This is a genomic window from Pseudomonas sp. Irchel 3A5, from assembly GCF_900187575.1.
Classification (GTDB): domain Bacteria; phylum Pseudomonadota; class Gammaproteobacteria; order Pseudomonadales; family Pseudomonadaceae; genus Aquipseudomonas; species Aquipseudomonas folii.
In genome coordinates this window covers 60,810-86,817 of the sequence record NZ_FYDU01000001.1, presented here as the reverse complement: position 1 = coordinate 86,817, position 26,008 = coordinate 60,810, and the positions used below count along the sequence as shown (strand labels likewise).

The following is a 26,008-nucleotide window of genomic DNA, read 5'->3' as shown; positions in this document are numbered from 1 at the left end:
ATGGTCGGTCGTAAGGACGAGTTGCTGAAGCGCCATAGGCGGCGCAAGCGTTATCTAACGCTTGTCGCTGTCGCAGCGCTGGTACTGCTGGCTGTTTTCGTCGCATGGTGGTTGCTGCCGTTACTTGTGCTGGCGGGCTGGCTGGCGCATGAAGCCTGGTTTTCGGATCATTTGTTTTATGATCCGGCCAGCGACTATCTTTACGAGTTTCCCTCCGACGTGCGCAGGCTTGATGTTGAGATCCAGCAGGGGAAACTGCAGCTGGCGACGGCTGGTCCGCTGGGACCCACCGATACTGTATTGCTGGAACTTCACCTTAAATCCACTTGGTTGGGACGCTGGCTCGATCCTTATGTACAGGTCGGCAATGATCGTCAGGACTTCGAGCGCGGCACAGCGGGAAAGCGCTACTTGAATCTTTCCGGCCAGGCTGGAGTTCTAGCTAGTGAAGGGCTTTACATGGCACTGCATCGCTGCCGAGCCGTTGGATCGTTGACCCTTTATGCCATGAGTAACCCGGACTACAGTAAGCAGTCTTTGTTGGTACTGGCACCGCATGCCGACGATGCAGAGCTTGCAGCATTCGGGCTGTATAGCCGAGCTCCTGAGGCGGCAATCCTCACCCTGACCCAAGGTGAAATCGAGGCGGATAGCTATCGTCGTTTCGGCCTTGATGCCTCCCAGGCCGCGGTATTGAAAGGGCGCCTGCGTACCTGGGATAGTCTCGCGGTTCCCTTATGGGGTGGTGTCACGCAAAGTCGGTGCGTCCAGTTAGGCTACTACTGCCTTAGGCTGGCCGAGATGCAGGAGCAGCCATCGGTACCGTTTGGGTCCCGCGAATCGGGAGAGAGTGACATTCGTACATGGCGACAGGCGAGCACATTGTCACTGCCGTCTGAAGCTGACGGGCTCCCGACCTGGAACAATCTGGTGGCGGATATTGTGCGTGTGCTCGAGTGCTTCGAGCCCAGTGTCGTTGTCACGCCACATCTTCAGCTAGATCCTCATCGTGACCATGTCGCCGCGACACAGGCGCTGCTGCAAGCTATTGAGGTGAGCACATGGCGCCCCAGTACTTTGCTTCTCTACGCCAATCACCTGCACGACAATGATCGCTGGCCCATGGGCCCCGCTGGTTATGGCGTCGCTTTACCGCCGGCCATCGCGCGGATGAAACCGTTGCGAGCGTGCAGCATTCTTCTGGATGACAGTCAGCGCCTCGACAAAGCTATGGCCTTGGCTATGCAGCACGATCTTCAGGATCCGCTGTCGCCCAAGAAGCGTGTGCGTCGATGGATCCAGCAGCTACTTGCAGGTCGGTGTTGGCCGAACACCGGGGAAAATGAGTTTTTCCGCAAGGCAGTGCGGCGCCATGAGTTGTTCTGGGTCCTGGACGTGGAGCCTCTTTCCTCTGCAAACAAGGTATAACCGGCGCGCTGGCGTCGCGCCAAATCGGCTATGTTATGATCCGCATCGTTTTTTTGTCTTCGGAGTCCCCATGAAGTTATCCATGCCAAGGTTTGATCAGGCACCAGTCCTTGTAGTGGGCGATGTCATGCTCGACCGCTATTGGCATGGCGGTACCTCGAGGATTTCGCCAGAGGCGCCCGTGCCTGTGGTCAAGGTTGAGCAAATCGAGGACCGTCCAGGCGGTGCCGCGAACGTCGCGTTGAACATTGCCGCCCTTGGGGCTCCGGCGTCGTTGGTCGGCGTGACCGGTGAAGACGAAGCTGCTGAAAGCCTTTCCAACAGCTTGAAGGCCGCGGGTGTTCTCGCACGTTTCCAGCGCATTGCCCATCAGCCGACCATCGTCAAACTACGGGTCATGAGTCGTCATCAGCAACTGCTGCGGATCGACTTCGAAGAGCCGTTTGCCACCGATGCCGAGGCGTTGAGTGTTGAAGTCGAAGGGCTGCTCGACGGCATCAAGGTGCTGGTCCTGTCCGATTACGGCAAAGGCGCGCTGAAGAATCATCAGGCGCTGATCAAGGTGGCCCGTGACCGTAATATTCCTGTGCTGGCTGATCCCAAGGGCAAGGACTTCGCGATTTATCGCGGAGCCAGTCTGATTACGCCGAATCTCAGCGAGTTTGAAGCCATTGTCGGCCACTGTCTGGATGAGGCCGAGCTGGTCGCAAAAGGCGCGCAGTTGATGAGCGAGCTGGACCTGGGCGCGCTGCTGGTCACCCGTGGCGAACACGGCATGACTTTATTGCGTCCCGATCATCCTGCCCTGCATTTACCGGCCCGTGCCCGTGAAGTGTTTGACGTGACCGGTGCTGGCGATACGGTTATTTCAACGCTGGCAGCCGCGATTGCTGCGGGTGAAGATCTGCCTCACGCCGTCGCGCTGGCGAATCTGGCTGCGGGCATTGTGGTGGGCAAGCTGGGGACCGCGGCCATCAGTGCGCCTGAGCTGCGCCGTGCCATTCAGCGTGAAGAGGGCTCCGAGCGCGGCGTGTTGGGCCTTGAGCAACTGCTGTTGGCCATCGACGACGCAAGGGCGCACAACGAGACGATCGTTTTCACCAACGGGTGTTTCGATATCCTGCATGCCGGTCATGTGACGTATCTGGAACAAGCCCGCGCTCAAGGTGATCGCCTGATTGTGGCGGTCAACGATGACGCGTCGGTCAGTCGTCTCAAGGGGCCGGGTCGTCCGATCAACAGTGTTGACCGACGGATGGCAGTGCTTGCCGGACTTGGCGCAGTGGACTGGGTGATCAGCTTCCCTGAAGGTACTCCGGAAAACCTGCTCGCTCACGTCAAGCCTGATGTGCTGGTCAAAGGCGGCGATTACGGCATCGACCAGGTCGTCGGCGCTGATATCGTCCAGGCTTATGGCGGTGAGGTTCGGGTTCTGGGACTGGTTGAGAACAGCTCGACCACTGCGATTGTCGAGAAAATCCGCGGGCAGTGACTCTGGATTTGAACCCTTTCTTGTAGGAGCGGTGGTGTCCCAGGCGCCACGCTGTCGGGAAGCAAACACGGCCGTGTCCATGGGCTCCGCCCTGTCATGCCGCAAACCCGACCCCTGTAGGAGCGAGCTTGCTCGCGATCGCGTCAGCACAGGCGATAGATCCATCGACTGACAGACCCAATCGCGGGCAAGCGCGCTCCTACAAGGCCCTGCGTTACTTTCAGCTTTTAAACGTCACCAGCTTCAACAACTGGCGGGCTTTGCCCGTCAGGCGCTTGAGTCCGGTCTTCTTCGGAGGTGGCGTCATTCCTTGCTGGCGTAGCCAGTCCTTCCAGCGAATCCGCTCGTCACGTACCACCCAGCCTTCCTGCGCAGCAAAACTTTCAGCCAGATAAAGGCCGCGGGTTCCGGCTGGCGTCAGCTTGTCGCGCTTCAACGTGTAAAGCTCCGGCAGCGGCACGCCATTCTCCAGCGGCATCAGATACAGATCAGGCTTGCTGCGATTGAGGCGGGCGACCAGTTGGTCTTTTTCCAGGCACTCGTCCACATGGAACAGGCTCAGTGGCCGGGCTTCCTTGGGGACTTCCAGGCGCATGTCATAAATGAGTTGCAGCGATGCGGTGGGCAGGTGCACGTAAGCCCGAGGCCGCTCGATCAGCGTCATGCTCCCGCAGCGCACTGGCCGTGCGGCACCGGATAGCGGGCTGAGACGAAACGGCATGGCTTCGCGGTAATGCAGCGCCGCTGCATAAGGTGCAGGTAGCCAGATGTCGTTGAAACGCCCGCTCAGCCAGCCTTGAGGGGTTTCAATCAGGCACTCTTCAGCGACCTCCTGAATGGCGGTATGCAGCGGCAGATTCAGCTCATGAGCCGGGACGTAACCCGAGATCAGCTTCAACACCACATCGCCACGATCCTGGCGTCGTTGGCGAACCAGCACCCAGTAATCGCGGTTTTGCCAGTTCAATGTCAGGCGCACCGAAACCCCGAGATTGGCCAGCTCCGTAGAGAACCGCTCGGTGTCGGCCACTTCTATTTTGCGGCGCCGCTGCAAGGTCTGGGTGAAATTGAGTGGCATCCCGATGCTTTGGTAATTCAGGCCTTCGGGCGTGGCCTCGACGAATAACGGCAGGGTTTTGAAGTTGCTTGGATTCTTCCGAATCAAAGTTCGCGGCATATCGGCTCCTTCTTGCGTTGGGGTCGGCCGCCTACATCAGGCTGGACGGCGAATCACGGCAGCGGCTGTCGCTACGTTATGGACCAGATGCATCGGGTTGATGGTCCCGACAATAGCACTGGCAACACCCGGATGGGCAAACAGCAATTCGAAACTGGCTTGCACTGCATCAACGCCAGGTCTCAGGCAGACATGACCACTCGCGAGCGCTTTTTTGACCAGAATGCCTTTGCCGTGGGCAGCAGCGTAGTCGAGCACTGGCTTTTCGCCCTGCTCGGAGAGGTTGTAAGTGACCATGGCGCAATCGCCGTCGCGCAATGCCAGCAGGCCGCCTTCAACGGTTTTGCCGGAAAAGCCGAAGCCGCGAATCTTGCCTTCCTGCTTGAGGTCAGCCAGGGTTTGATAGACCTCAGTTTCGTTGAGGATCGCCAGGTCGTTGCCGTCGGAGTGCACGAGCACCAGATCGATAAAATCGGTTTCCAGACGTTTCAGGCTGCGCTCTATTGACGTCCGAGTGTGCTCTGCGCTGAAGTCATGACGCGATTCACCGCTTTCGAACTCCTCACCGACCTTGCTGACAATCACCCAGTCCTGTCTCTGACCACGCAACAACGGCCCCAGACGTTCTTCGCTGGTGCCGTAGGCGGGGGCGGTGTCGATCAGGTTGATGCCCATGTCACGGGCCATCTTGAGCAGCATTTGCGCTTGCTGGTCGTCCGGGATGGTAAAGCCGTTGGGGTATTTGACGCCTTGGTCACGGCCCAGCTTGACCGTGCCAAGACCCAGCGGCGATACGCTGAGGCCGGTGCTGCCCAGCGGGCGATGCAGTTCGTGAAGGGTCTTTACGCTCATGGCAGCAGTTGATCCCAGATAGGTACGGCCAGCGGTGGTTTGGGCAGATCGCTCAGCGATGGCTGCGGCGTCGGGTGGATCTCGTCGAGGGACAGTGCGGCCAGCACTCGATCAGAAAAGTCCGGGGCCAAGGCCAGTTTCGTTGGCCAGCCCACCATCAGGCGATTCTGCACACTGAGAAAGGCGTTGTCAGGACGCACCAGCCCGGATTGCGCCGGTTCTGCGCGATCGACCCGCAACGTTGCCCACTTGACTTCAGTGAGATCAATCCATGGCAACAAAGTGCCCAGTTCTTTTTTAACGGCAGCTATTTGCTGAGCAGGATCACGGGCCACGCCATCGGCCTCGGCTACATCTCCACCCACGTACCAGACCCATTGGCCGTTGGCGGCTGGATGAGTTGTTACGGTCAATCGCGGCTTGGGGCCGCCGCCCAGACAGTGGGCGTATAGCGGCTTCAGACTTGAGCCTTTGGCGAACACCATGTGCAAGGGGCGACGCTGCATGGCGGGTTGCGCCACGCCAAGCTTATTCAGCAGATCAGCGTTACCTGCACCGGCACATAGCACCACGCGCTGAGCAACAATATCCCGCCCGTCGACGCGCATGCCCACCAGCTCGTTGCCCTCCAGCAACGGTTCCAGATCCTGACCGGCCAGCAAGCTGCCATCGGCCAGTTCAGCCAGACGCTGGATCAGGCTTGGCACATCAATGACCAGTTCTGCCAGGCGATAGACCTTGCCCTTGAATTTCGGGTTTTGCAGGGCGGGCGGCAGATCAGCCCCTTTGACTTGATCGACACGACCGCGCACGGCCTTGCTGGCAAAGAAGCTGGTGAGATTGCCCGCCAGTGTGCCGGGCGACCAGAGATAATGGGCCTGGGAGAGCACGCGTACGCCGCTCAGATCAAGCTCGCCGGTGCCCGCCAGCGCTTCACGCCAGCGACGCGGCATGTCGGCGATGGCTTCCGATGCACCCGACAAAGCGCCATGCAGAGCGTATTTGGCACCGCCGTGGATAATCCCTTGGGATTTGAGACTTTGCCCACCGCCGATGCTGGCGTTTTCGACCAGGACAGTCGAGTACCCCTGGCCGCGCAGTCGGGCATTGAGCCAGAGGCCAGCAACGCCGGCACCGACGATCAGGACGTCAGTGGAAATAACGGAAGGCATGAGCACCTCTGTGGCCGAAAGAATGCGGCCATTATAGAGGAACGCGTTTTCAATGCCCGGCGGTTTTCGAAAACAACTGAATCACGACGACGCCTAAAACAATCAGACCCATGCCGAGCATGGCGGGAATGTCGAGTTTTTGCCCGTAGATGAAGAACGCAGCGACACTGACCATGACGATTCCCATACCCGCCCAGACTGCGTAGGCGACGCCCACCGGAATCGTGCGGACCACCAGAATCAGCATCCAGAAGGCAATGGCGTAGCCGCAGATCACCAGCAATAAAGGGATTGGCGTACTCAAGCCTTTAACGGCTTTCATGGAAATGGTGCCAATGACTTCGGCGCAGATGGCGATGGCCAGCAAGTAGTAAGCAGGCATAACGGTAACTCCTCTTTATATGCCGCGTATTTTTAGTCAGCAGTGAGATGGGGTAAAGTCATTACCTATCTGTTTTGAAGATAGGTTGTCAGGCTATGCAGTGGAATCTTGAGCAAATGCGTTTGTTCGTCAGCGTGGCTGAGCAGCGTTCGTTTTCTGCGGTAGCGAGGGATATGCGCAGGGCTCAGTCAGCTGTCAGCAGTGCGATTGCCATGCTGGAGTCTGATCTGGGTGTAAGCCTTTTCGAGCGCAGCAGCGGTCGTCAACCGCGTTTGACCGAGGCCGGTGTGGCATTGCTTGAAGAGGCGCGTGAGTTGTTGCGCCAATGCGAGCGTATCGACGGACGCGCCTTGGCGTTAATGCGCGGCCAGGAGGCGCAATTACGCGTTGCGCATGATGAAGCCATGCCTTATCAGCCGGTGCTCGATAGCCTGGAGGCATTGTCCGAGCGCTTTCCGACCCTTGAAGTCCAGTTGGCCAGTGGTGCTCAGGGGGACGTCGCACGCAAGTTGCTGGAGCGGCGGGCTGATCTGGGTTTGCTGTTTCATCACGAGCAGATGCCCTCCGAGTTGGAGCGCAGAGGGTTGGGCGGTGTGGAAATGGTTACCGTCTGCGCAGTGGATCATCCACTGGCGCGCGATGGGCGCGTCACTCGGCAACAGCTGGCGCGGCATCGCCAGTTATTGATCGCTCCGCAACAAAGCGGTTATCCCGGTGGTGAGCAGTTGAGCCCACAGGTCTGGCGGGCTGACAGCTTTTATGTGATGGCAGAGCTGTTGATGCGCGGCCTGGGTTGGGCCTGGCTGCCTCGCCATGTGGTGCAGTATCCGACCTATCAACATCAGATGATCGAACTGACCAGTGAGTGGACGCCGCCACCGTTGGTCGTGGAAATGGTCTGGCGTCGCGACGAACCCTTAGGCCTGGCGGCGCAGTGGCTGTCAGAAAGTTTTGCCCGGCATTTGCGGGCCATTGGCTGATAAACTCCGCGCCCATGAATAGAACCTTATATACCTTGCTGTTTCATCTCGGCCTGCCGTTGGTGGCCGTTCGACTGTGGCTGCGAGCGCGCAAGGCACCGGCTTATCGCCAGCGAATCGGTGAACGTTTCGGTCTGAGCTTGCCAGCCATGCAGCCGGGCGGTATTTGGGTGCATGCCGTATCCGTTGGGGAAAGTATTGCTGCTGCGCCGATAATTCGTGCGCTGCTCGCCGGTTATCCACAGCTGCCGATCACAATCACCTGCATGACACCCACCGGTTCGGAGCGTATCAAGGCGATGTTCGCCAACGAGCCGCGCATTCAGCATTGCTACCTGCCGTATGACTTGCCATGGGCGGCGGGCCGTTTTCTCGATCATGTGCGACCAGTGCTTGGCGTGATCATGGAGACCGAGCTGTGGCCTAACCATATTCATCAGTGTGCCAAGCGCGGCATCCCTGTGGCCCTGGCCAATGCGCGTTTATCCGAGCGCTCGGCGCGGGGTTATGCGCGGTTCGCCAGACTGACCCGGCCGATGCTGGAAGAAATGAGCTGGTTCGCGGTGCAGACCGAGACCGAGGCGCAGCGCTTCCGGGATTTGGGTGCACGTTCTGAATGCGTAGCCGTCACCGGCTCGATCAAGTTCGACCTGACGATTGATCCGCAACTGCTGATCCATGCCGCGCAGCTACGTGAACAATGGCAGGCGACTGAGCGCCCTGTCTGGATCGCGGCCAGCACCCATGCGGGAGAGGATGAAGTTGTTCTGGCGGCTCATCGGCAGTTGCTGAGCAGCCATCCTGATGCATTGCTGATTTTGGTGCCGCGCCATCCGGAGCGCTTCAACAGCGTTCATGATCTTGCCGTGCAGCAGGGCTTTGCGACGGTGCGTCGTTCATCCGGTCAGCCAGTCACACCGCAGACCTCGGTGCTGGTGGGCGACACCATGGGCGAGCTCCTGTTTCTCTATGCCTTGGCCGACATTGCTTTTGTGGGTGGCAGCCTGGTGCCTAACGGCGGCCACAACCTGCTGGAGCCTGCTGCACTGGCCAAGCCGGTATTGAGCGGTCCGCACCTGTTCAATTTCCTCGAGATCGCCGCGATGTTGCGCAATGCCAACGCGTTGATCGAATGCGGTGATGCGGCGAGTCTTTCGGCTGCCGTGCAGAGCCTGTTTGACCAGCCACAACGAGCCCGTGAGATGTCCGAGGCGGGTCTACAAGTGATGAAGGCCAATCAAGGCGCGTTACAGCGATTGCTGGATGGGCTTGGCCGCCTTCCAAGGTAGGAGGCAACTCGTTGGCGAGAGGACCTGACGCGGTAATTCAGATGTATCGCCTCGCGAACAAGTTCGCTCCTACCGCGATGGCGGGTGTGAAGTACCGAAGTAGTGATTCAGGCACGCCACGTTCTAAGGTAGGAGGCAACTTGTTGGTGAGAGGGCGCGACGCGGTGACTCAGACGTATCGCCTCGCGAACAAGTTCGCTTCTACCGCGATGGCGGGGCGAAGTACCGAAGCGGTGATTCAGGCACGCCGCGTTCTAAGGTAGGAGGCAACTTGTTGGCGAGAGGGCCTGACGCGGAGACTCAGACGTATCGTCTCGCGAACAAGTTCGCTCCTACCGCGATGGCGGGGGCGAAGTACCGAAGTAGTGATTCAGGCACGCCGCGTTCTAAGGTAGGAGGCAACTTGTTGGCGAGAGGACCTGACGCGGTGATTCAGATGTGCCGTCTCGCGAACAAGTTCGCTCCTACCACGGTGGCGGGGGCGAAGTACCGAAGTACCGAAGTAGTGATTCAGGCACGCCGCGTTCTAAGGTAGGAGGCAACTTGTTGGCGAGAGGGCCTGAGGCGGTGATTCAGATGTATCGCCTCGCGAACAAGTTCGCTCCTACCGCGATGGCGGGGCGAAGTACCGAACGTTCTAAGGTAGGAGGCAACTTGTTGGCGAGAGGGCCTGAGGCGGTGATTCAGATGTATCGCCTCGCGAACAAGTTCGCTCCTACCACGGTGGCGGGGCGAAGTACCGAAGCGGTGATTCAGGCACGCCACGTTCTAAGGTAGGAGGCAACTTGTTGGCGAGAGGGCCCGACGCGGTGACTCAGACGTATCGCCTCGCGAACAAGTTCGCTCCTACCGTGATGGCGGGGCGAAGTACCGAAGCGGTGATTCAGGCACGCCGCCTTCCAAGGTAGGGGCAACTTGTTGGCGAGAGGGCCTGACGCGGAGACTCAGACGTATCGCCTCGCGAACAAGTTCGCTCCTACCGCGATGGCGGGGGCGAAGTACCGAAGCGGTGATTCAGGCACGCCGCGTTCTAAGGTAGGAGGCAACTCGTTGGCGAGAGGGCCTGACGCGGTGATTCAGATGTATCGCCTCGCGAACAAGTTCGCTCCTACCGCGATGGCGGGGCGAAGTACCGAACGTTCTAAGGTAGGAGGCAACTTGTTGGCGAGAGGTCCCGACGCGGTGACTCAGACGTATCGCCTCGCGAACAAGTTCGCTCCTACCGCGTCGGCCGTTCGAAGTTCTTCTTCGCGGCGGCTGCCAGATCCGGTGGCAGGAAGTCTTTGTCCGGGTTGTAGTCGGCTTTCAGGTAGCGCGACAAATCCTGCAGGTCGCCAGGGTTCAATGTGCCTGCCGCCTGTTTCAAGCGCAGATTGTCGATGATGTAGTCATAGCGAGTGTTGTTGTAGTCACGCACCGAGGCGTACAGCTGACGCTGGGCATCCAGCACATCGACGATGTTGCGAGTGCCCACCTGATAACCGATCTCGGTGGCTTCCAGTGCGCTCTGGTTGGAGATGATTGACTGCTTGCGGGCCTGAACCTGCTCGACGTCCGTATTCACCGCGCGGTGCAGGTTGCGAGTGTTTTCCACCACCTGGCGACGCAAGCCTTCGCGGCGCTGTTCGCTCTGGCTCAGCCTTGAATACGCTTCTCGCACTTGCGAACTGGTCAGGCCGCCGCTGTAGATCGGGATATTCAACTGCACGCCAATGCTGCGCTGCTCCACGTCACCACGGTAACTCTGCCCCGTGTAATTCGGATTGCTGAAGCCCAGCGCATCGTTATCGCCGCGCTTGTATTGGGCCACCGCATCAAGGGTCGGTGCGTGCCCGGCCTTGCGCTGGCGCAAGGTTTCTTCGGCTGCGCTGACTGCGTAATTGCTGGCCAGCAGATTGAGGTTCTGCTGCGCGGCCGTATCAACCCAGGCTTTCGCATCGTTGGGCATCGGCGCCAGAATCGGCAATGTGTGGACGATGCCCTCAATGGAGTTGTATTCACGATTGGTCAGCGTCACCAACGCCTGGAATGCATCATCCACCTGACGTTTGGCAACAATCCGGCTGGCCCGGGCAGTGTCGTAACTGGCCTGAGCCTGCAACACGTCGGTCTTGTCGGAAAGGCCAACGTCGAAGCGCTCGTTGGCTTGATCCAGCTGACGCTTGAAGGCTGCTTCTTCAGCTTTGGTCGACGCCAGGTTGTCCTGGGCGCGCAGCACGGTGAAGTAGCTTTGCGCGCTTTGCAGAATCAGGTTCTGCTCGGTGGCCGACAGCTCTAGAGCAGCTTGTTCATTGACCGCTTCAGCAGCCTGCAGCTGGAACCAGCGGTCTGCACGGAAAATCGGTTGGCTCAGCGTTGCCTGATACACCGTACCGCTGCGGGAGGCCACAACATTGGGCTGGTCGATACTGGTGCGGGTGTTGTTGACGTCGGCACCGGCAGACAGATTAGGCAGCAGGCCGGCGCGCGCCTGCGGTACAACTTCCTTGCGAGCTGCATAATCGGCGCGAGCGGCTGCAAGATCGGCGTTGTTGTCGACAGCTTCCTGATAAACACTGACCAGGCCGGTCTTGGTCGGCAGCGGCATATCGGCTGCCCAGGCAATCGAACTGCAGGCACATGACACGGCAATGGCCAATGAAAGTTTGTGCAGCATGGGGCGTTCCCTGTTCATGATGATGGTGCCAGTCCGATTCGAAGAAGCTGGCTTGCGAGTGTAGAGGCTGGGGACCGTGGCAACAATCAGGCAGGCCATTTATCCAGCGTTTGAAAACGTGCTTGGCGTTCCGGGCTCGTCGCGACTAGACTGGCCACGTTCTTGTCGGGGTGCCTTGCTTTGGGGCTGAGATCGGTTAAACCGGATCCCGTTGAACCTGATCAGGTTAGCGCCTGCGTAGGGAACAAGATTTCTCGTCTCCCGGCGAGTCCTCTTGAGTGTCGTCCGGGGTCGATGGTTCATTTCTGAAAGCTGGAAATGAATCAACACTCTCCGCTTGATACTCAGCACCAGCCTTGGTGCGTCTTTCCGTCTTCAGGTTCGCTCCGACAATTAATCCGCCGCTGGATGATGTCTGGAGAGCCCGTGATGAATACAAATCCAAAAAATGCCGCCAACCTGAGTGAGTCCGCACAAGTCGACTCTGGATCGGTGCAGCCGTTTACCCGCTCGCAAAAAATCTATGTTCAGGGTTCTCGCCCGGACATCCGCGTGCCCATGCGCGAAATTACCCTGGACGTGACGCCAACTGACTTTGGCGGCGAAATCAATGCGCCGGTGACGGTGTATGACACGTCGGGTCCCTACACCGATCCCAACGTCATTATTGATGTGCGCAAAGGCCTGGCTGACGTGCGTTCGCCATGGATCGACTCGCGTAATGACACCGAGCGTCTCGACGGCCTGACGTCGAACTTCGGCCAGCAGCGACTGGCCGATGCCGAGCTGACCCGTCTGCGTTTCGCCCACGTACGCAACCCTCGCCGAGCGAAGGCCGGGGCCAACGTGAGCCAGATGCACTATGCGCGTCAGGGCATCATCACGGCGGAGATGGAATACGTCGCCATCCGCGAAAACATGAAGCTGCAGGAAGCGCGCGCTGCTGGCTTGCTGACTCAGCAACACGCCGGACACAGCTTTGGCGCGAACATTCCCAAAGAAATCACCGCCGAGTTCGTGCGTGAAGAAATCGCCCGTGGTCGCGCGATCATCCCGGCCAACATCAACCATACCGAGCTGGAGCCGATGATCATCGGCCGCAACTTCCTGGTGAAAATCAACGGCAACATCGGCAATAGCGCACTGGGCTCTTCCATTGAAGAAGAAGTCGCCAAACTGACCTGGGGTATTCGCTGGGGCTCGGACACGGTGATGGACCTGTCCACCGGCAAACACATTCACGAAACCCGTGAGTGGATCATTCGTAACTCGCCGGTGCCGATCGGTACGGTGCCGATCTACCAGGCACTGGAAAAAGTTGGCGGCGCCGCCGAAGACCTGACCTGGGAGCTGTTTCGCGACACGCTGATCGAGCAGGCGGAGCAGGGCGTCGATTACTTCACGATTCATGCCGGTGTGCTGTTGCGCTACGTGCCACTGACGGCCAAACGCGTCACCGGCATCGTCAGCCGTGGCGGTTCGATCATGGCCAAGTGGTGCCTGGCGCATCACAAAGAGAACTTCCTCTACACCCACTTCGAAGACATCTGCGAAATCATGAAGGCCTACGACGTCAGCTTCTCGCTGGGCGATGGCTTGCGTCCGGGGTCGATTGCCGATGCCAATGACGCCGCGCAGTTTGGTGAGCTGGAAACCCTGGGTGAACTGACCAAGATCGCCTGGAAGCACGACGTGCAGACCATGATCGAAGGGCCTGGCCACGTGCCGATGCAGTTGATCAAAGAGAACATGGACAAGCAACTGGAGTGCTGTGAAGAAGCGCCGTTCTACACCCTTGGTCCGCTGACCACTGACATTGCGCCGGGCTACGACCACATCACCTCCGGTATCGGGGCAGCGATGATCGGCTGGTTCGGTTGCGCGATGCTCTGCTACGTCACGCCCAAAGAGCATTTGGGCCTGCCGAACAAGGATGATGTGAAGACCGGGATCATCACCTACAAGATCGCTGCGCACGCGGCGGATCTTGCCAAGGGCCATCCGGGCGCGCAGATCCGCGATAACGCACTGAGCAAGGCGCGGTTTGAATTTCGCTGGGAAGATCAGTTCAACCTCGGCCTGGACCCGGACACCGCACGGTCTTATCACGACGAAACCCTGCCCAAGGATTCCGCCAAGGTCGCGCATTTCTGCTCCATGTGCGGGCCGAAATTCTGTTCGATGAAAATCACCCAGGAAGTCCGTGAGTATGCGGCCAACCAGAAGATTGAAGCCGTTGACCTGGACGTCGCCCAAGGGCTGGCGGAACAGGCCGAGCGGTTCAAACAGGAAGGTAGCCAGCTGTACAAGAAAGTTTGATTAATTCGCCCGCAGGAGTGCGTTCCTGTGGGAGCGGTGCTTGCCCGCGATAAGGCTGGACGCGATTTTCTAGGAGATCGCGGCGCCCTTATCGCGGGCAAGCACCGCTCCCACATGTCCGCGTTCCATCAGACATGTCGAGATAACAATGTGAATACCCCAAGCACCTACTCACCTGATATTCCGGTCCCCGCCGCTAAGCGCGTCTTCGGTGGGCGTGATCTGTTTTCTCTGTGGTTTTCCCTCGGCATCGGCCTGATGGTCCTGCAAACCGGCGCGCTATTGGCGCCGGGGCTGGGCCTGTCGAGTTCGCTGCTGGCCATTTTTCTCGGCACGCTTGTGGGCGTATTGCTGTTGGCCGCTGTTGGCGTGATCGGCAGCGACACCGGTTTGTCGTCCATGGCCGCGCTTAAGCTCAGTCTGGGCAGCAAAGGGGCATCTCTGCCCGCGCTGCTCAATCTGCTGCAACTGATTGGTTGGGGTTCGTTCGAAATCATCGTCATGCGCGATGCCGCGAGTCTGCTGGGCACCCGCGCTTTTGGTGAAGAAAACCTGTGGACCAGTCCGCTGCTGTGGACGTTGTTTTTTGGTGGCCTGGCGACATTGCTGGCCGTCAGTGGCCCGCTGACGTTTGTTCGGCAGATCCTGCGCAAATGGGGCATCTGGCTGCTGCTGGCCGCGTGTCTGTGGCTGACCTGGAACCTGTTCGCCAAGGCGGACCTGGCCGCACTTTGGGCTCAGGCCGGTGATGGGTCTTTGCCCTTTGCCGTGGGCTTTGACATTGCTATCGCCATGCCGCTGTCATGGCTGCCACTCATTGCCGATTACTCACGCTTCGGCAAGCGCGCGAAAAACGTCTTCGGCGGCACCGCGCTGGGTTTCTTCATCGGTAATTTCTGGTTGATGAGCCTGGGCGTTGCTTACACCCTGGCGTTTGCGCCCAGCGGGGAAGTCAACGCGTTGTTGCTGGCGCTGGCAGGAGCGGGGCTGGGGATTCCGTTGTTACTGATTCTGCTCGACGAGTCGGAAAACGCTTTCGCCGATATTCACTCGGCGGCAGTGTCCAGCGGGATGCTGACAGGGCTGAAGGTCGAGCATCTGGCCTTGGCCATAGGCGTGATCTGCACGCTGATCGCCTGCCTCGCGCCACTGGCGCAGTATCAGAACTTCCTGCTGCTCATCGGCTCGGTGTTCGCGCCATTATTTGGCGTGGTGCTGGTGGATCACTTTGTGTTGCGCGGACGCAGAAGCCAGGCGGCTAATGTCGGGTTTCGCTGGATGACCTTGCTGGCCTGGCTAGGCGGAGTCAGCACCTATCACGTGCTGGCCAATCTTTATCCGGATATCGGCGCAACACTGCCAGCGCTCATCGTCGCTGGCGTGTTGCAGTTGTTGCTGGGTAAAAAAGTTGCTAGGTAAAAAACTCAACCGCGACCGGGAAACAGCTCCGGTTTGAGGATGCCATTGAGCTGTGGATAAGGGATCTTCAGCTCGATGTGGCCCATGGAGTAGGGCGCAATGGTGTCCACCTGATACTTGAGGATGAACGCGCCATAGGTCAGGGCGATGTGCGGGGTGCGCTTGAACGGCCAGGTTTTCATGAACTCAGGGTCTTCGTTCATTTTGGTCGACAGCAGCCAGCCCTGATGCGCCAGTTCGGCTTTTTGCCAGAACTCGGCTTCCTTGCCCGGCACGATCATGTCGGCCAGAGTCAGCACTTTCTCTTGCTGGCGCGAGTAGTTGATGAACGCTCGGCCGGGTTCGCCATGTGCGCCGCCTGTGTCCAGATAGCTGGACAGCTCAACGACTACGATACCGTCATGTTGCTCGCGTACCTTGGCTTGCAGGTAGCTGGCGTTGCGACCCTGGGAATCACGCAGATATTGCTCCTGGTAAGCCTTGATCGAAACCGGCAGCGGCCCGCTGGAATCCGTGCGAGTCAGTTGCAGCAGGGTTTTCTGCACGATGGCGTCCAGCTTGGGCTCATCAGGGAAGTGCACGGTGTCGATATTCACCAGCGGGCAATCAGCGGCGGTACAGCCCGGCTTGATCAGCTCGGACGCGTCGCGCTGCACTTGCAGTGGCGCACGGTAATTGGGTTGGAACAGGCTCTGACATGCGCCCAGCATAAGGGCCAGGCAAGCCAGTGAAGCGATCCTCAATAACGACATGTTGATCCTTTGCGGTGGCAATGAAGACGGTTACGTTGTTCGAGTTCAGGCTGCTTGGACTGCAAACGGTGGCATCGGTTCGCCGCTGGGCGGATTAGAGTTCGTTTCGCCATCAGCCGTCTACCCTGCATGTTCAAGAGGGGGCTGCATCTGGTTGGCGATGCGCGTTAGGATGGCGTCACGTCACGATTTACCCGAAGCGAGAACCCCATGACCGACCCGACCCGATCGACCCCGACAGCGTTTGAAATCACTAAACGGGAAAACTGCTTTCAGGGCTTCTATAGACTGGACAAAGTGATCCTGCGTCACGAGCTGTTTGCAGGTGGCTTTGGCAAGGAAATCAGTCGCGAGCTGTTTGTACGTCATGACGCGGTGTGTGTCCTGCCGTATGACGCCAAGCGTGACGAAGTGGTCTTGATCGAGCAGTTTCGCGTCGGTGCTCTGGACAAGACTGCCAACCCCTGGCTGATCGAGCTGGTCGCCGGTTTGATCGATAAGGCGGAGGAGCCTGAAGAGGTTGCCCACCGCGAGGCAGAAGAGGAAGCTGGCATTGTCTTCAGCGCCTTATGGCCCATCACTAAATACTTTCCGTCACCGGGTGGCAGCGATGAGTTCGTTCATCTGTACTTAGGGCGTTGTGAGAGCGAGGGTGCGGGGGGATTGCACGGACTGGAGTCTGAGGGTGAAGATATCCGCGTCACCGTCTGGTCGTTCGATGACGCACTGCAAGCCGTACGTGACGGGCGAATTATCAATGCTTCGACGATTATTGCGCTGCAATGGCTAGCGTTGAATCGTGCTGAAGTCAGGGGGTTATGGTCGTGAATCTATTGCGCGAGCGCTATCGGGTTGACCTCGTCGGGCTGCAAGCTGCCTGCGAGGCCAACTATGCGCGCTTGATGCGATTGTTGCCGGACATGCGCAACGCCCAACGCTCAAGGCGGGTGGCAGTGACCCAGGGCGATCAAATGCTCGGCGTGCTGGCGGTTGAAGTGCTGCTCGATTGTCCGTACACCACCACCTTGCAAGTCCGGCAGGAACACAGCCTGCCGTGGCTGCCGGTGCCGAGCCTTGAAGTGCAGGTCTACCACGACGCACGCATGGCCGAAGTGATCGGTGCAGAACACGCCCGGCGCTTCCGGGGGATCTATCCTTATCCGAACGCCGAAATGCACCAGCCGGATGAAAAAGCCCAATTGAATCTGTTTCTCGGGGAGTGGTTGAGCCATTGCCTGGCGTGCGGGCATGAGTTTGAAGCGGTGCGGTAAGCGTTATATCTCGTCTTTCAGAGAAATACATTTCTTGTAGGAGCTGCCGAAGGCTGCGAAAGCACTATCTGACACACCGCCATCGCAGCCTTCGGCAGCTCCTACAGGCCAATCGTTCGTAACTGAGACCTGCCGCTCATTCCCGGATTTGCCGACCTGATCGCTTCCCACCATAATCGCCAGACTCTTCCCAAGGAGATGGCTTTGCCAAACGCCCCCGTTAAAGATTCAGTCCTGCTGGTCCAGTTGTCCGACAGCCATTTGTTCGCCGAGGCGGACGGTACGCTGCTGGGCATGTGTACTCGCGACAGTCTGCAAAAAGTCATCGAACTGGTGCTGGCCGAACAGCCGCATGTCGATCTGGTGGTTGCCAGTGGCGATGTGTCGCAGGACGGCAGCGTCGAATCTTATGAGGCTTTTCGGCAATTGAGCGGGGCGATCGAGGCGCCGAAGCGCTGGTTCCCCGGCAATCATGACGAATCCCGGGAGATGCTCCAGGCCGCGCAACAAAGCGACTTGCTCGACCCGGTCATCGATATTGGCAATTGGCGAGTGACGTTGCTGGACTCCTCGGTACCGGGTTCCGTACCCGGTTATTTGAGCGATCAACAGCTACAGTTGCTGGTCCAGTCATTGAGTGAAGCGCCCGAGCGACATCATCTGGTGTGTCTGCATCACAATCCGGTGCCGATTGGCTGCGAGTGGATGAACCCTATCGGACTGCGCAATCCCGATGCGCTGTTTGCGGTCCTGGAGCGTTTTCCACAGGTGCGAGCAGTGCTCTGGGGGCATGTTCATCAGGAATACGACCAGATGCGCGATGCCGTCCGGCTGCTGGCATCGCCTTCAACCTGCATCCAGTTCGCGCCCGGTAGCGTTGATTTCAAAGTCGACAACACCGCTCCGGGCTACCGCTGGCTGCGTCTTTACGATGACGGGAAGCTGGAAACCGGTGTGTCCCGGGTGGTTGGCCTGGATTTCGAAGTGGATTACGGCGGCAACGGCTACTGATCTTTTTGTCGTGATACACACGGGTGCGGGTCTTTCAGCGTTAGTCCCTGTAAACTGCGCGGCTTTGCACCACTCAGTGATTCAGGAGCGGACGGCGTGACCAGCGAAAACCCCACACTGCTTTATATCCACGGCCTGAACAGTTCGGCCCTGTCGAAAAAAGCCACTCAATTGATCGCCCTGATGCGCTCGCTTGGGCTGAGTGAGCAGGTGCGTGTCCCTGAGTTGCATCACCATCCGCGTCACGCCATGGTTCAGCTCGAATCCGCTATCGAAGAACTCGGGCGGCCATTGCTGGTCGGCAGCTCGCTCGGCGGCTACTATGCGACACACTTGGCGCAGCGCCACGGCCTCAAGGCCGTGCTGATCAACCCGGCAGTCAACCCGCACCAGCTGTTCGACGGATTTGTCGGTACGCAGCAAAACCTTTATACCGGCGAAACCTGGGAGCTGACCCACGACCACGTCAAGGCCCTGGCCGAACTGGAAGTGCCCGCCCCTCAGGACCCGACGCGTGTTCAGGTCTGGCTGCAAACGGGTGATGAGACCCTTGATTATCGCCGCGCCGAATCGTTCTATCGAGCATGCGCCTTGCGTATACAGGCAGGCGGCGACCACAGTTACCAAGGCTTTGCCGGGCAATTGCCCGCGCTGTTGAGTTTTGCCGGATTTGCCCCTGAGTTGTTACAGGCGGTGGATGTTTCCAAGCTTTGAATGTATAGCCGGATTAAATGTAGGAGCTGCCGAAGGCTGCGATTGGTTCGAAAGCCTGGCGTATGCCGGATCGCAGCCTTCGGCAGCTCCTACAGGTTTTCAACTCTGTAACCCCACGAACAACTGATGACGAGACCCCATGGCCAATCCCAGCGCTAGCTCTTATAACGCAGACGCCATCGAAGTCCTCTCGGGCCTCGACCCGGTTCGCAAGCGGCCGGGCATGTACACCGACACTTCGCGGCCGAACCACCTTGCCCAGGAAGTCATCGACAACAGCGTCGACGAAGCGCTGGCCGGGCATGCCAAATCGGTGCAGGTCATTCTGCATGCCGATAACTCGCTGGAAGTGTCCGACGACGGTCGCGGTATGCCGGTGGACATTCACCCGGAGGAAGGCGTTTCCGGTGTCGAACTGATCCTCACTAAGCTTCACGCGGGCGGCAAGTTCTCCAACAAGAACTACCAGTTCTCCGGCGGTCTGCACGGCGTGGGTATTTCGGTGGTCAACGCGCTGTCGACCTTGGTCAAGGTTCGGGTCAAGCGCGATGGTAATGAATACGAAATGTCCTTCACCGACGGCTACAAGGCGTCGGAGCTGGAAATCGTCGGCACTGTGGGCAAACGCAACACCGGGACGAGCGTGTATTTCGCGCCGGACCCCAAGTATTTCGACACCCCGAAGTTCTCGGTCAGCCGCCTCAAGCATGTGCTCAAGGCCAAGGCTGTGCTGTGTCCGGGGCTGCTGGTCAGCTTTGAAGACAAGGCTACTAACGAAAAGGTCGAGTGGCATTACGAAGATGGCCTTCGTTCCTACTTGCAGGATTCGGTCAGCGACTTCCTGCGTCTTCCGGACGAACCGTTCTGCGGCAGTTTTGCCGGTAATAAAGAAGCGGTCGACTGGGCACTGCTCTGGTTGCCGGAAGGCGGCGACAGCGTTCAGGAAAGCTACGTCAACCTGATCCCGACAGCGCAAGGCGGTACCCACGTCAACGGTCTGCGCCAGGGTTTGCTCGACGCGATGCGTGAGTTCTGCGAATACCGCAACCTGTTGCCCCGCGGTGTGAAGCTTGCCCCGGAAGACGTCTGGGAGCGCATTGCTTTCGTTCTGTCGATGAAAATGCAGGAGCCGCAGTTTTCCGGCCAGACCAAAGAGCGCCTGTCATCCCGTGAGGCTGCGGCGTTTGTGTCGGGTGTGGTTAAAGATGCCTTCAGCCTGTGGCTCAACGCCAACTCCGATCTGGGCATGCAACTGGCGGAATTGGCGATCAACAACGCTGGTCGTCGTCTAAAGGCCAGTAAAAAGGTTGAGCGCAAGCGTATTACTCAAGGCCCTGCATTGCCTGGCAAACTGGCTGATTGCGCGGGGCAGGACCCGATGCGTTCCGAGTTGTTCCTGGTGGAAGGTGACTCCGCTGGCGGGTCGGCCAAGCAGGCGCGAGACAAGGAATTTCAGGCGATCCTGCCGTTGCGCGGCAAGATTCTCAACACGTGGGAAGTCGATGGCGGCGAAGTGCTCGCCAGTCAGGAAGTCCACAACATTGCCGTCGCCATTGGTGTCGACCCGGGCGCGGCGGACATGAGCCAGTTGCGCTACGGCAAAATCTGCATCCTCGCTGACGCCGACTCTGACGGTTTGCACATTGCGACCTTGTTGTGCGCGTTGTTCGTCCAGCATTTCCGTCCGCTGGTGGACGCCGGGCACGTCTATGTCGCCATGCCGCCGCTGTACCGCATCGACTTGGGTAAAGACATTTACTACGCGCTGGACGAAGCCGAGCGCGACGGTATTCTGGACCGTCTTGTTGCGGAGAAGAAACGCGGCAAGCCGCAGGTCACGCGATTCAAAGGCCTGGGCGAAATGAACCCGCCGCAGCTGCGTGAAACCACCATGGATCCGAACACTCGCCGCCTGGTGCAGCTGACGCTGGATGATTTTGAAGTGGCGTCGGAAATGATGGACATGTTACTGGCCAAAAAACGCGCCGGTGATCGCAAAAGCTGGCTGGAGTCCAAAGGCAACCTTGCCGAGGTTCTGACTTGATGCAAAGCGCCCCGGTGTCCCTGACACCGCGCGATAGCGCCAAACCTGCAGGAGCGCGCTGGCCCGCGATGGCGGTGGGTCAGTCGATGCATGTTGTGACTGATCGACCGGATCGCGAGCAAGCTCACTCCTACAGAATTGCGCGTTTGATACAAGACCGTATTGAAAACATTGGGCCCTGTAGGAGCGCACGAGCACCGCGAGGCCGCGATAGCGGTGTATCAGACAGGACGCCATCGCTGCCTCGCGGTGCTCGTGAGCTCCTACAGAAAAGTACTCCAGGTCAGGTAGTTATATTTTTCTTGATAGGGGCGCGCTTGCTCGCGATGGCGGTGGGTCAGTCGATGCATGTTGCGCCTGCTCGACCCAATCGCGGGCAAGCGCGCTCCTACAGCGCGGCGTTGTGGGCTGGGCTGCTTGCAACGCTGCTGGCCACTCCGGCATTCGCAGCCCCTCTGCCAGAGCTGGTGCTGGTTTCAGAGCATCCCGTAGACAGTATGGTCGGCGGCAACCTGTCAGGACTGGCGATGTGCGGCGGTCAACTGTGGGCCATTTCGGATCGAGACGACGACCTGCTCTACCGCATGGACATGACGAAAACCGTCTGGCAGGCCCGGTCGGAGAAGATTGATGTACCGCCTGCGCTGGAGAGTGACTTACCGGCCAACTTGCGTTCGCTGGCCAAGCTATCGTCATTAGTACGCGGCGGCAGCCTGGATTTCGAGGGCATCAGTTGCGATGCAGCTGGCAATAAATACGTCGTCAGCGAAGCATATGCCGAGGTGCTCAAGGTACCTGTGGAAGGACCGCCGGCCTGGCTGAAATTGCCCACCGAGCTGGTCGCACAGGCCCGGGCCAAGGGCATGTTGCAACACTTCAACGCTATTTTCGAAGGCTTGGCTGTCAGCCCGCAGGGAGATCGCTTGTGGCTGGCTGCCGAGCGTGAGCAGCGCGGTTTACTGGTAGTCAATCGCGAGGCGGATGCCTGGCGCTGCAAAGGCAGTTGCGTATTGCGGACTGAACCCGGCAAGGACGTGTTACCGCCTCAGGTGGGTGGCAAATCGGTATCCCGTGATTTCGCGGATCTGTCACTGTTCAACGGCAAGCTGTTTACGTTGGAGCGTTCGGCTTACCGCATCTGTCGGCGCGAACTGGAAACCGGCAAGACCGAGCAGTGCTGGTCGTTCGCTAAAGAAGCACTGATGCCGCATCGACTTTACGATCAGGCGTTCGGTCTGACTGAAGCACTGGTCGTCGATGAGACGGGAGCCTGGATCGGCGTCGACAACAATTTTGGCAAGCGCGCTGATGGCGAGGAACGCCCGATTGTGTGGCGTTTCGCGGCTCCGGCGGGTGGCTGGGGTGCTAAACCGTGAGTCAGCAGCCTCCCGGCAAACGGGCGGGAAAGGTCCTGATGATCGTCGCCTGGGCGGCGGGGCTGTTTCTGGCAACGCGCTTTTTTGGCGAGTGGGAAGACAAACAGGAAAATCCCAACACCGTGGTCACTTCGCAGTACGGTGATGGTTACGTCGAAGTGCAATTGGTGGGCAATCGCCAGGGGCACTTTGTCAGCACTGGAAAGATCAACGATCATCTCGTGCAGTTTTTGCTGGATACCGGGGCCACTGATGTGGCTGTTCCGGGCGAGGTGGCCGACACCTTGCAGTTGCAGCGCGGTGCGCCGGTTTGGGTCAACACTGCCAATGGTCGCAGCGAAGGCTTTCGGACTTCCATCGAGCGCCTGCAATTGGGCGATATCGTCCTGCACAACGTGCGCGCCCTGGTGGTGCCCGGTCTGGACGGAGAACAAGTGCTGCTGGGTATGAGCGCAATGAAACAACTCGAATTCACTCAGCGCGGCGGCACCATGCTGCTGCGTCAGACCACGAAATAATGAGGCACGCATGAGCGACTCCCTTGACCTCAGCCTTGATGGTGTAGAACGCCGATCACTGGCTGACTTCACCGAACAGGCCTACCTCAACTACTCCATGTACGTGATCATGGACCGTGCCTTGCCGCATATCGGCGACGGCCTCAAGCCTGTGCAGCGACGCATTGTCTACGCGATGAGCGAGCTGGGCCTTGACGCTGACTCCAAGCACAAGAAGTCGGCGCGTACCGTGGGTGACGTACTCGGCAAGTTTCACCCCCATGGTGACTCGGCCTGTTATGAAGCTATGGTGCTCATGGCCCAGCCGTTCAGCTACCGCTACACGCTGGTAGACGGGCAGGGCAACTGGGGAGCGCCGGATGATCCGAAATCCTTCGCGGCCATGCGTTACACCGAGGCGCGCTTGTCGCGGTACTCCGAAGTCTTGCTTAGCGAACTGGGGCAGGGCACCGCGGACTGGGTACCGAACTTCGATGGCACTCTCGACGAACCGGCCGTCTTGCCAGCACGTTTGCCGAATATCCTGCTCAATGGCACCACCGGTATTGCCGTGGGTATGGCCACTGACGTGCCGCCGCACAACCTGCGTGAAGTCGCAACGGCGTGTGTTCGTCTGCTGGATGAGCCGAAAGCTACTGTCGAGCAGTTGGTTGAACACATTCAGGGCCCGGATTACCCCACCGAAGCAGAGATCATCACCCCGCGTGCCGACCTGCTGAAAATGTACGAAACCGGCAAGGGCTCGGTGCGGATGCGCGCTGTGTACCACGTGGAAGATGGCGACATCATCGTCACGTCTTTGCCGCATCAGGTTTCCGGTGCCAAGGTGCTGGAGCAGATCGCTGCGCTGATGCAGGCCAAGCCCTCCAAGGCACCGCAGGTTGCCGACCTGCGTGACGAGTCGGACCACGAAAACCCTTGCCGCATCGTGATTATCCCGGTGAACAGCCGGGTCGATCACGAAGCGCTGATGCAGCACTTGTTCGCCAGCACCGATCTGGAGTCCAGCTACCGGGTCAATATCAACATCATCGGTCTGGACGGCAAGCCGCAGTTGAAGAACCTGCGGGCGTTGCTGGTGGAATGGCTGGAGTTCCGTGTCCGCACGGTGCGCCGTCGTTTGCAATTCCGCCTCGACAAGGTTGAGCGTCGTCTGCACCTGTTGGACGGTTTGTTGATCGCCTACCTCAATCTGGATGAAGTGATCCACATCATCCGCACCGAGGAGCACCCACGGGCCAGGTTGATCGAACGCTTCGAGCTGAGCGAAATCCAGGCTGACTACATTCTGGACACCCGCTTGCGGCAGTTGGCGCGTCTCGAAGAGATGAAACTGCGTAACGAGCAGGATGAGCTGAACAAAGAGCGCACCAAGTTGCTGGCTCTGTTGGGCAGCGAAGCCAAGCTGAAAAAGCTGGTCCGCACCGAACTGCTTAAAGACGCCGAAACCTATGGCGACGACCGCCGCTCGCCTATCGTGGAGCGTGCCGAAGCCAAGGCCATGACCGAGCATGACCTGCTGCCGAATGAGAAAGTGACCGTCGTACTGTCGGAAAAAGGCTGGGTACGCTCTGCCAAAGGCCATGACATTGATGCGACCGGGCTTTCCTACAAAGCGGGTGACGGGTTCCAGACCGCTGCAATGGGCCGCTCCAATCAATACGCGGTGTTTATCGACTCTACGGGGCGCAGCTATTCATTGGCGGCGCACACCTTGCCATCGGCGCGAGGGCAGGGCGAACCGTTGACCGGCAAGCTCCAGCCGCCGCCAGGCGCAACGTTTGAATGTGTGCTGCTGCCTGAAGATGACGCGCTTTATGTGATTGCTTCGGACGCGGGCTATGGCTTTGTGGTCAAGGGCGAGGATCTGCAGGCCAAGAACAAGGCTGGCAAAGCGCTGTTGAGCCTGCCGAAAGGGGCCAAGGTGATGCAGCCGCGACCAGTGGCCGACCGGGAGCAGAACTGGCTCGCAGCTGTTACCACTGAAGGGCGTCTGCTGATCTTCAAAATCAGTGACCTTCCGCAGTTGAGCAAAGGCAAGGGCAACAAGATCATCGGAATTCCGGGGGATCGGGTGGCCAGTCGTGAAGAATATGTGACTGATGTCGCCGTCATCCCGCAAGGAGCGACGCTGGTCTTGCAGGCAGGCAAACGCAACCTGTCACTCAAACCTGATGATCTGGAACATTACAAGGGGGAGCGTGGGCGTCGGGGCAATAAGCTGCCGCGGGGCTTTCAGAGGGTTGATGCGCTTTTGGTAGAAAACGCCTCTTAATCCTGTTTTAGAGCTATCGGTCTTCGTTTTGCCACGAAGATCGACGCATAATCGCTGGAGTCATGACGCATATTCACGGATGATATGACGTCTCGAGGCGCAAGCGTGGCTGAATGCCTGCACGATTTCTGTTGAGTTATACACTGTGGCTTGCTTGACGGCGGCCACCTGGATGGGACGATGAATCTTCTACGCCTTCCCTTTGTTTTGTTGATGACCGGTATTTTGGGTCTGGCTGGTTGCAGTGTGAACCAACCGACCTCGCTTTATCAGCTCGACAGCGGTACACCGGGGCAACCTACGCATAATAAGGGCCTGGCTGTTTTACTTGGGCCAGTCTCAGTGGCGGATTACCTGCAGCGCGAGACTCTGTTGCAGCGTCAGCCTGACGGTAGCCTGACCGCTTCGACCGACGGTCGTTGGGCAGGTAGCCTGTCTTCGGATATCGACCAACTGCTGCTGCGCCAATTGGCGTGGAAGCTGGACAGCCAGCGGGTCGTGCTGGCTCCTGCTGCGGCGAACTTCACCCCTGATGTGCAGGTGGTGTTGTCTATCAGCCGTCTGGACTCGGGCGCGAAGCAGCCGGCGATTCTTGATGCCCAATGGCGTCTGGTGGACCGCAAAGGCAATGTTCGTGACAGCCGGATTGTGCACCTTGAAGAACTCCATGCGGGGACTTCTGCCGATCAGGTGCGTGCCCAAGGCCTGCTGCTTCAGCGACTGGCAGATCAGGTGAGTTCCGCGGTCAAGCCGATTTCCTGGCAGCCTGTGGATGAACCGAAGAAAGCCCCGGTAGCTCGCGCCAAAGAGCCCGACAAACCAAAGATTCCAATGGCTTCCCCCATACGCACTGATCTCGAAGTGTTCCGCTTCTAGGATTG

At 58.9% G+C, this 26,008-nt stretch carries 21 protein-coding genes and 1 riboswitch; of the genes, 15 read left to right on the top strand and 6 right to left on the bottom strand.

Features of this window, described 5'->3' with window-relative positions; all coding sequences use genetic code 11:
• Both CKW31_RS00360 and hldE read left to right on the top strand, forming a co-directional pair.
• Complete coding sequence (locus tag CKW31_RS00360) at positions 1–1,428, top strand: PIG-L deacetylase family protein (protein WP_095092378.1); 1,428 nt, start codon at positions 1–3, stop codon at positions 1,426–1,428.
• Between the two features lie 70 nt (positions 1,429–1,498).
• On the top strand, positions 1,499–2,920 hold the full coding sequence (hldE, locus tag CKW31_RS00355; protein WP_095092377.1) for a bifunctional D-glycero-beta-D-manno-heptose-7-phosphate kinase/D-glycero-beta-D-manno-heptose 1-phosphate adenylyltransferase HldE: 1,422 nt from the start codon (positions 1,499–1,501) through the stop codon (positions 2,918–2,920).
• 220 nt (positions 2,921–3,140) lie between these two features.
• Here hldE and CKW31_RS00350 read toward each other — a convergent pair whose 3' ends face one another.
• Genes CKW31_RS00350 through CKW31_RS00335 form a run of 4 tightly spaced genes read right to left on the bottom strand, consistent with a single transcriptional unit; the run spans position 3,141 to position 6,503 of the window.
• Entirely contained in the window at positions 3,141–4,097 is a 957-nt protein-coding gene (locus CKW31_RS00350; protein ID WP_095092376.1) for a metal ABC transporter ATPase, read from the bottom strand.
• Between the two features lie 36 nt (positions 4,098–4,133).
• Positions 4,134–4,949: an aldo/keto reductase gene (locus tag CKW31_RS00345; RefSeq protein WP_095092375.1), complete on the bottom strand. Its 816-nt coding sequence runs from the start codon at positions 4,947–4,949 to the stop codon at positions 4,134–4,136.
• Positions 4,946–6,121 carry an FAD-binding oxidoreductase gene (locus CKW31_RS00340; protein ID WP_095092374.1) on the bottom strand — a complete coding sequence of 392 codons (1,176 nt, stop codon included), beginning with the start codon at positions 6,119–6,121 and terminating at the stop codon, positions 4,946–4,948. Before CKW31_RS00340 ends, CKW31_RS00345 begins: the two co-directional genes overlap by 4 nt.
• A 49-nt stretch (positions 6,122–6,170) precedes the next feature.
• Complete coding sequence (locus CKW31_RS00335; RefSeq protein ID WP_095092373.1) at positions 6,171–6,503, bottom strand: multidrug efflux SMR transporter; 333 nt, start codon at positions 6,501–6,503, stop codon at positions 6,171–6,173.
• A gap of 95 nt (positions 6,504–6,598) precedes the next feature.
• On the opposite strand from CKW31_RS00335, the gene CKW31_RS00330 reads away from it, so the two are divergent.
• The gene (locus CKW31_RS00330; protein WP_095092372.1) at positions 6,599–7,483 is read left to right on the top strand and encodes a LysR family transcriptional regulator; all 885 of its coding nucleotides are present in this window, start codon (positions 6,599–6,601) and stop codon (positions 7,481–7,483) included.
• 14 nt (positions 7,484–7,497) lie between these two features.
• A complete protein-coding gene (waaA, locus tag CKW31_RS00325; protein WP_095092371.1) occupies positions 7,498–8,772 on the top strand; it encodes a lipid IV(A) 3-deoxy-D-manno-octulosonic acid transferase in 1,275 nt (424 codons plus the stop codon).
• Positions 8,773–9,991: 1,219 nt separating this feature from the next.
• Here waaA and CKW31_RS00305 read toward each other — a convergent pair.
• Positions 9,992–11,428: a TolC family outer membrane protein gene (locus CKW31_RS00305; RefSeq protein ID WP_095092888.1), complete on the bottom strand. Its 1,437-nt coding sequence runs from the start codon at positions 11,426–11,428 to the stop codon at positions 9,992–9,994.
• A 156-nt stretch (positions 11,429–11,584) separates the two neighbouring features.
• Positions 11,585–11,689: riboswitch (TPP riboswitch) on the top strand.
• A gap of 168 nt (positions 11,690–11,857) precedes the next feature.
• Between CKW31_RS00305 and thiC the strand changes: the two genes are divergently transcribed.
• The gene (gene thiC / locus CKW31_RS00300; protein ID WP_095092367.1) at positions 11,858–13,747 is read left to right on the top strand and encodes a phosphomethylpyrimidine synthase ThiC; all 1,890 of its coding nucleotides are present in this window, start codon (positions 11,858–11,860) and stop codon (positions 13,745–13,747) included.
• A gap of 150 nt (positions 13,748–13,897) precedes the next feature.
• The gene (gene cytX, locus CKW31_RS00295) at positions 13,898–15,166 is read left to right on the top strand and encodes a putative hydroxymethylpyrimidine transporter CytX (RefSeq protein WP_095092887.1); all 1,269 of its coding nucleotides are present in this window, start codon (positions 13,898–13,900) and stop codon (positions 15,164–15,166) included.
• Positions 15,167–15,171: 5 nt separating this feature from the next.
• Here cytX and CKW31_RS00290 read toward each other — a convergent pair whose 3' ends face one another.
• Positions 15,172–15,918, bottom strand: a complete 747-nt coding sequence (locus CKW31_RS00290; RefSeq protein ID WP_095092366.1) for an RsiV family protein — start codon at positions 15,916–15,918, stop codon at positions 15,172–15,174.
• A 210-nt stretch (positions 15,919–16,128) separates the two neighbouring features.
• Between CKW31_RS00290 and CKW31_RS00285 the strand changes: the two genes are divergently transcribed.
• The 9 genes from CKW31_RS00285 (at position 16,129) to CKW31_RS00245 (ending at position 26,003) form a co-directional block, all read left to right on the top strand.
• Positions 16,129–16,746 (top strand): NUDIX domain-containing protein, encoded by a 618-nt coding sequence (locus tag CKW31_RS00285; protein WP_095092365.1) that lies wholly within the window; start codon positions 16,129–16,131, stop codon positions 16,744–16,746.
• The gene (locus CKW31_RS00280; RefSeq protein WP_095092364.1) at positions 16,737–17,189 is read left to right on the top strand and encodes a DUF1249 domain-containing protein; all 453 of its coding nucleotides are present in this window, start codon (positions 16,737–16,739) and stop codon (positions 17,187–17,189) included. The genes CKW31_RS00285 and CKW31_RS00280 overlap by 10 nt, the downstream gene beginning before the upstream one ends.
• A gap of 198 nt (positions 17,190–17,387) precedes the next feature.
• Complete coding sequence (gene cpdA / locus CKW31_RS00275; protein WP_176469750.1) at positions 17,388–18,200, top strand: 3',5'-cyclic-AMP phosphodiesterase; 813 nt, start codon at positions 17,388–17,390, stop codon at positions 18,198–18,200.
• A gap of 96 nt (positions 18,201–18,296) precedes the next feature.
• Positions 18,297–18,914 carry a YqiA/YcfP family alpha/beta fold hydrolase gene (locus CKW31_RS00270; RefSeq protein WP_095092363.1) on the top strand — a complete coding sequence of 206 codons (618 nt, stop codon included), beginning with the start codon at positions 18,297–18,299 and terminating at the stop codon, positions 18,912–18,914.
• A gap of 139 nt (positions 18,915–19,053) precedes the next feature.
• Positions 19,054–20,958 (top strand): DNA topoisomerase IV subunit B, encoded by a 1,905-nt coding sequence (gene parE, locus CKW31_RS00265; protein WP_095092362.1) that lies wholly within the window; start codon positions 19,054–19,056, stop codon positions 20,956–20,958.
• A gap of 326 nt (positions 20,959–21,284) precedes the next feature.
• Positions 21,285–22,334, top strand: a complete 1,050-nt coding sequence (locus CKW31_RS00260) for an esterase-like activity of phytase family protein (RefSeq protein WP_256582470.1) — start codon at positions 21,285–21,287, stop codon at positions 22,332–22,334.
• Positions 22,335–22,372: 38 nt separating this feature from the next.
• The gene (locus CKW31_RS00255) at positions 22,373–22,852 is read left to right on the top strand and encodes a TIGR02281 family clan AA aspartic protease (protein WP_371856666.1); all 480 of its coding nucleotides are present in this window, start codon (positions 22,373–22,375) and stop codon (positions 22,850–22,852) included.
• A 10-nt stretch (positions 22,853–22,862) separates the two neighbouring features.
• Positions 22,863–25,127, top strand: a complete 2,265-nt coding sequence (gene parC, locus CKW31_RS00250) for a DNA topoisomerase IV subunit A (protein WP_095092360.1) — start codon at positions 22,863–22,865, stop codon at positions 25,125–25,127.
• Between the two features lie 180 nt (positions 25,128–25,307).
• Entirely contained in the window at positions 25,308–26,003 is a 696-nt protein-coding gene (locus tag CKW31_RS00245; protein ID WP_095092359.1) for a membrane integrity-associated transporter subunit PqiC, read from the top strand.
• Positions 26,004–26,008 lie beyond the last annotated feature (5 nt).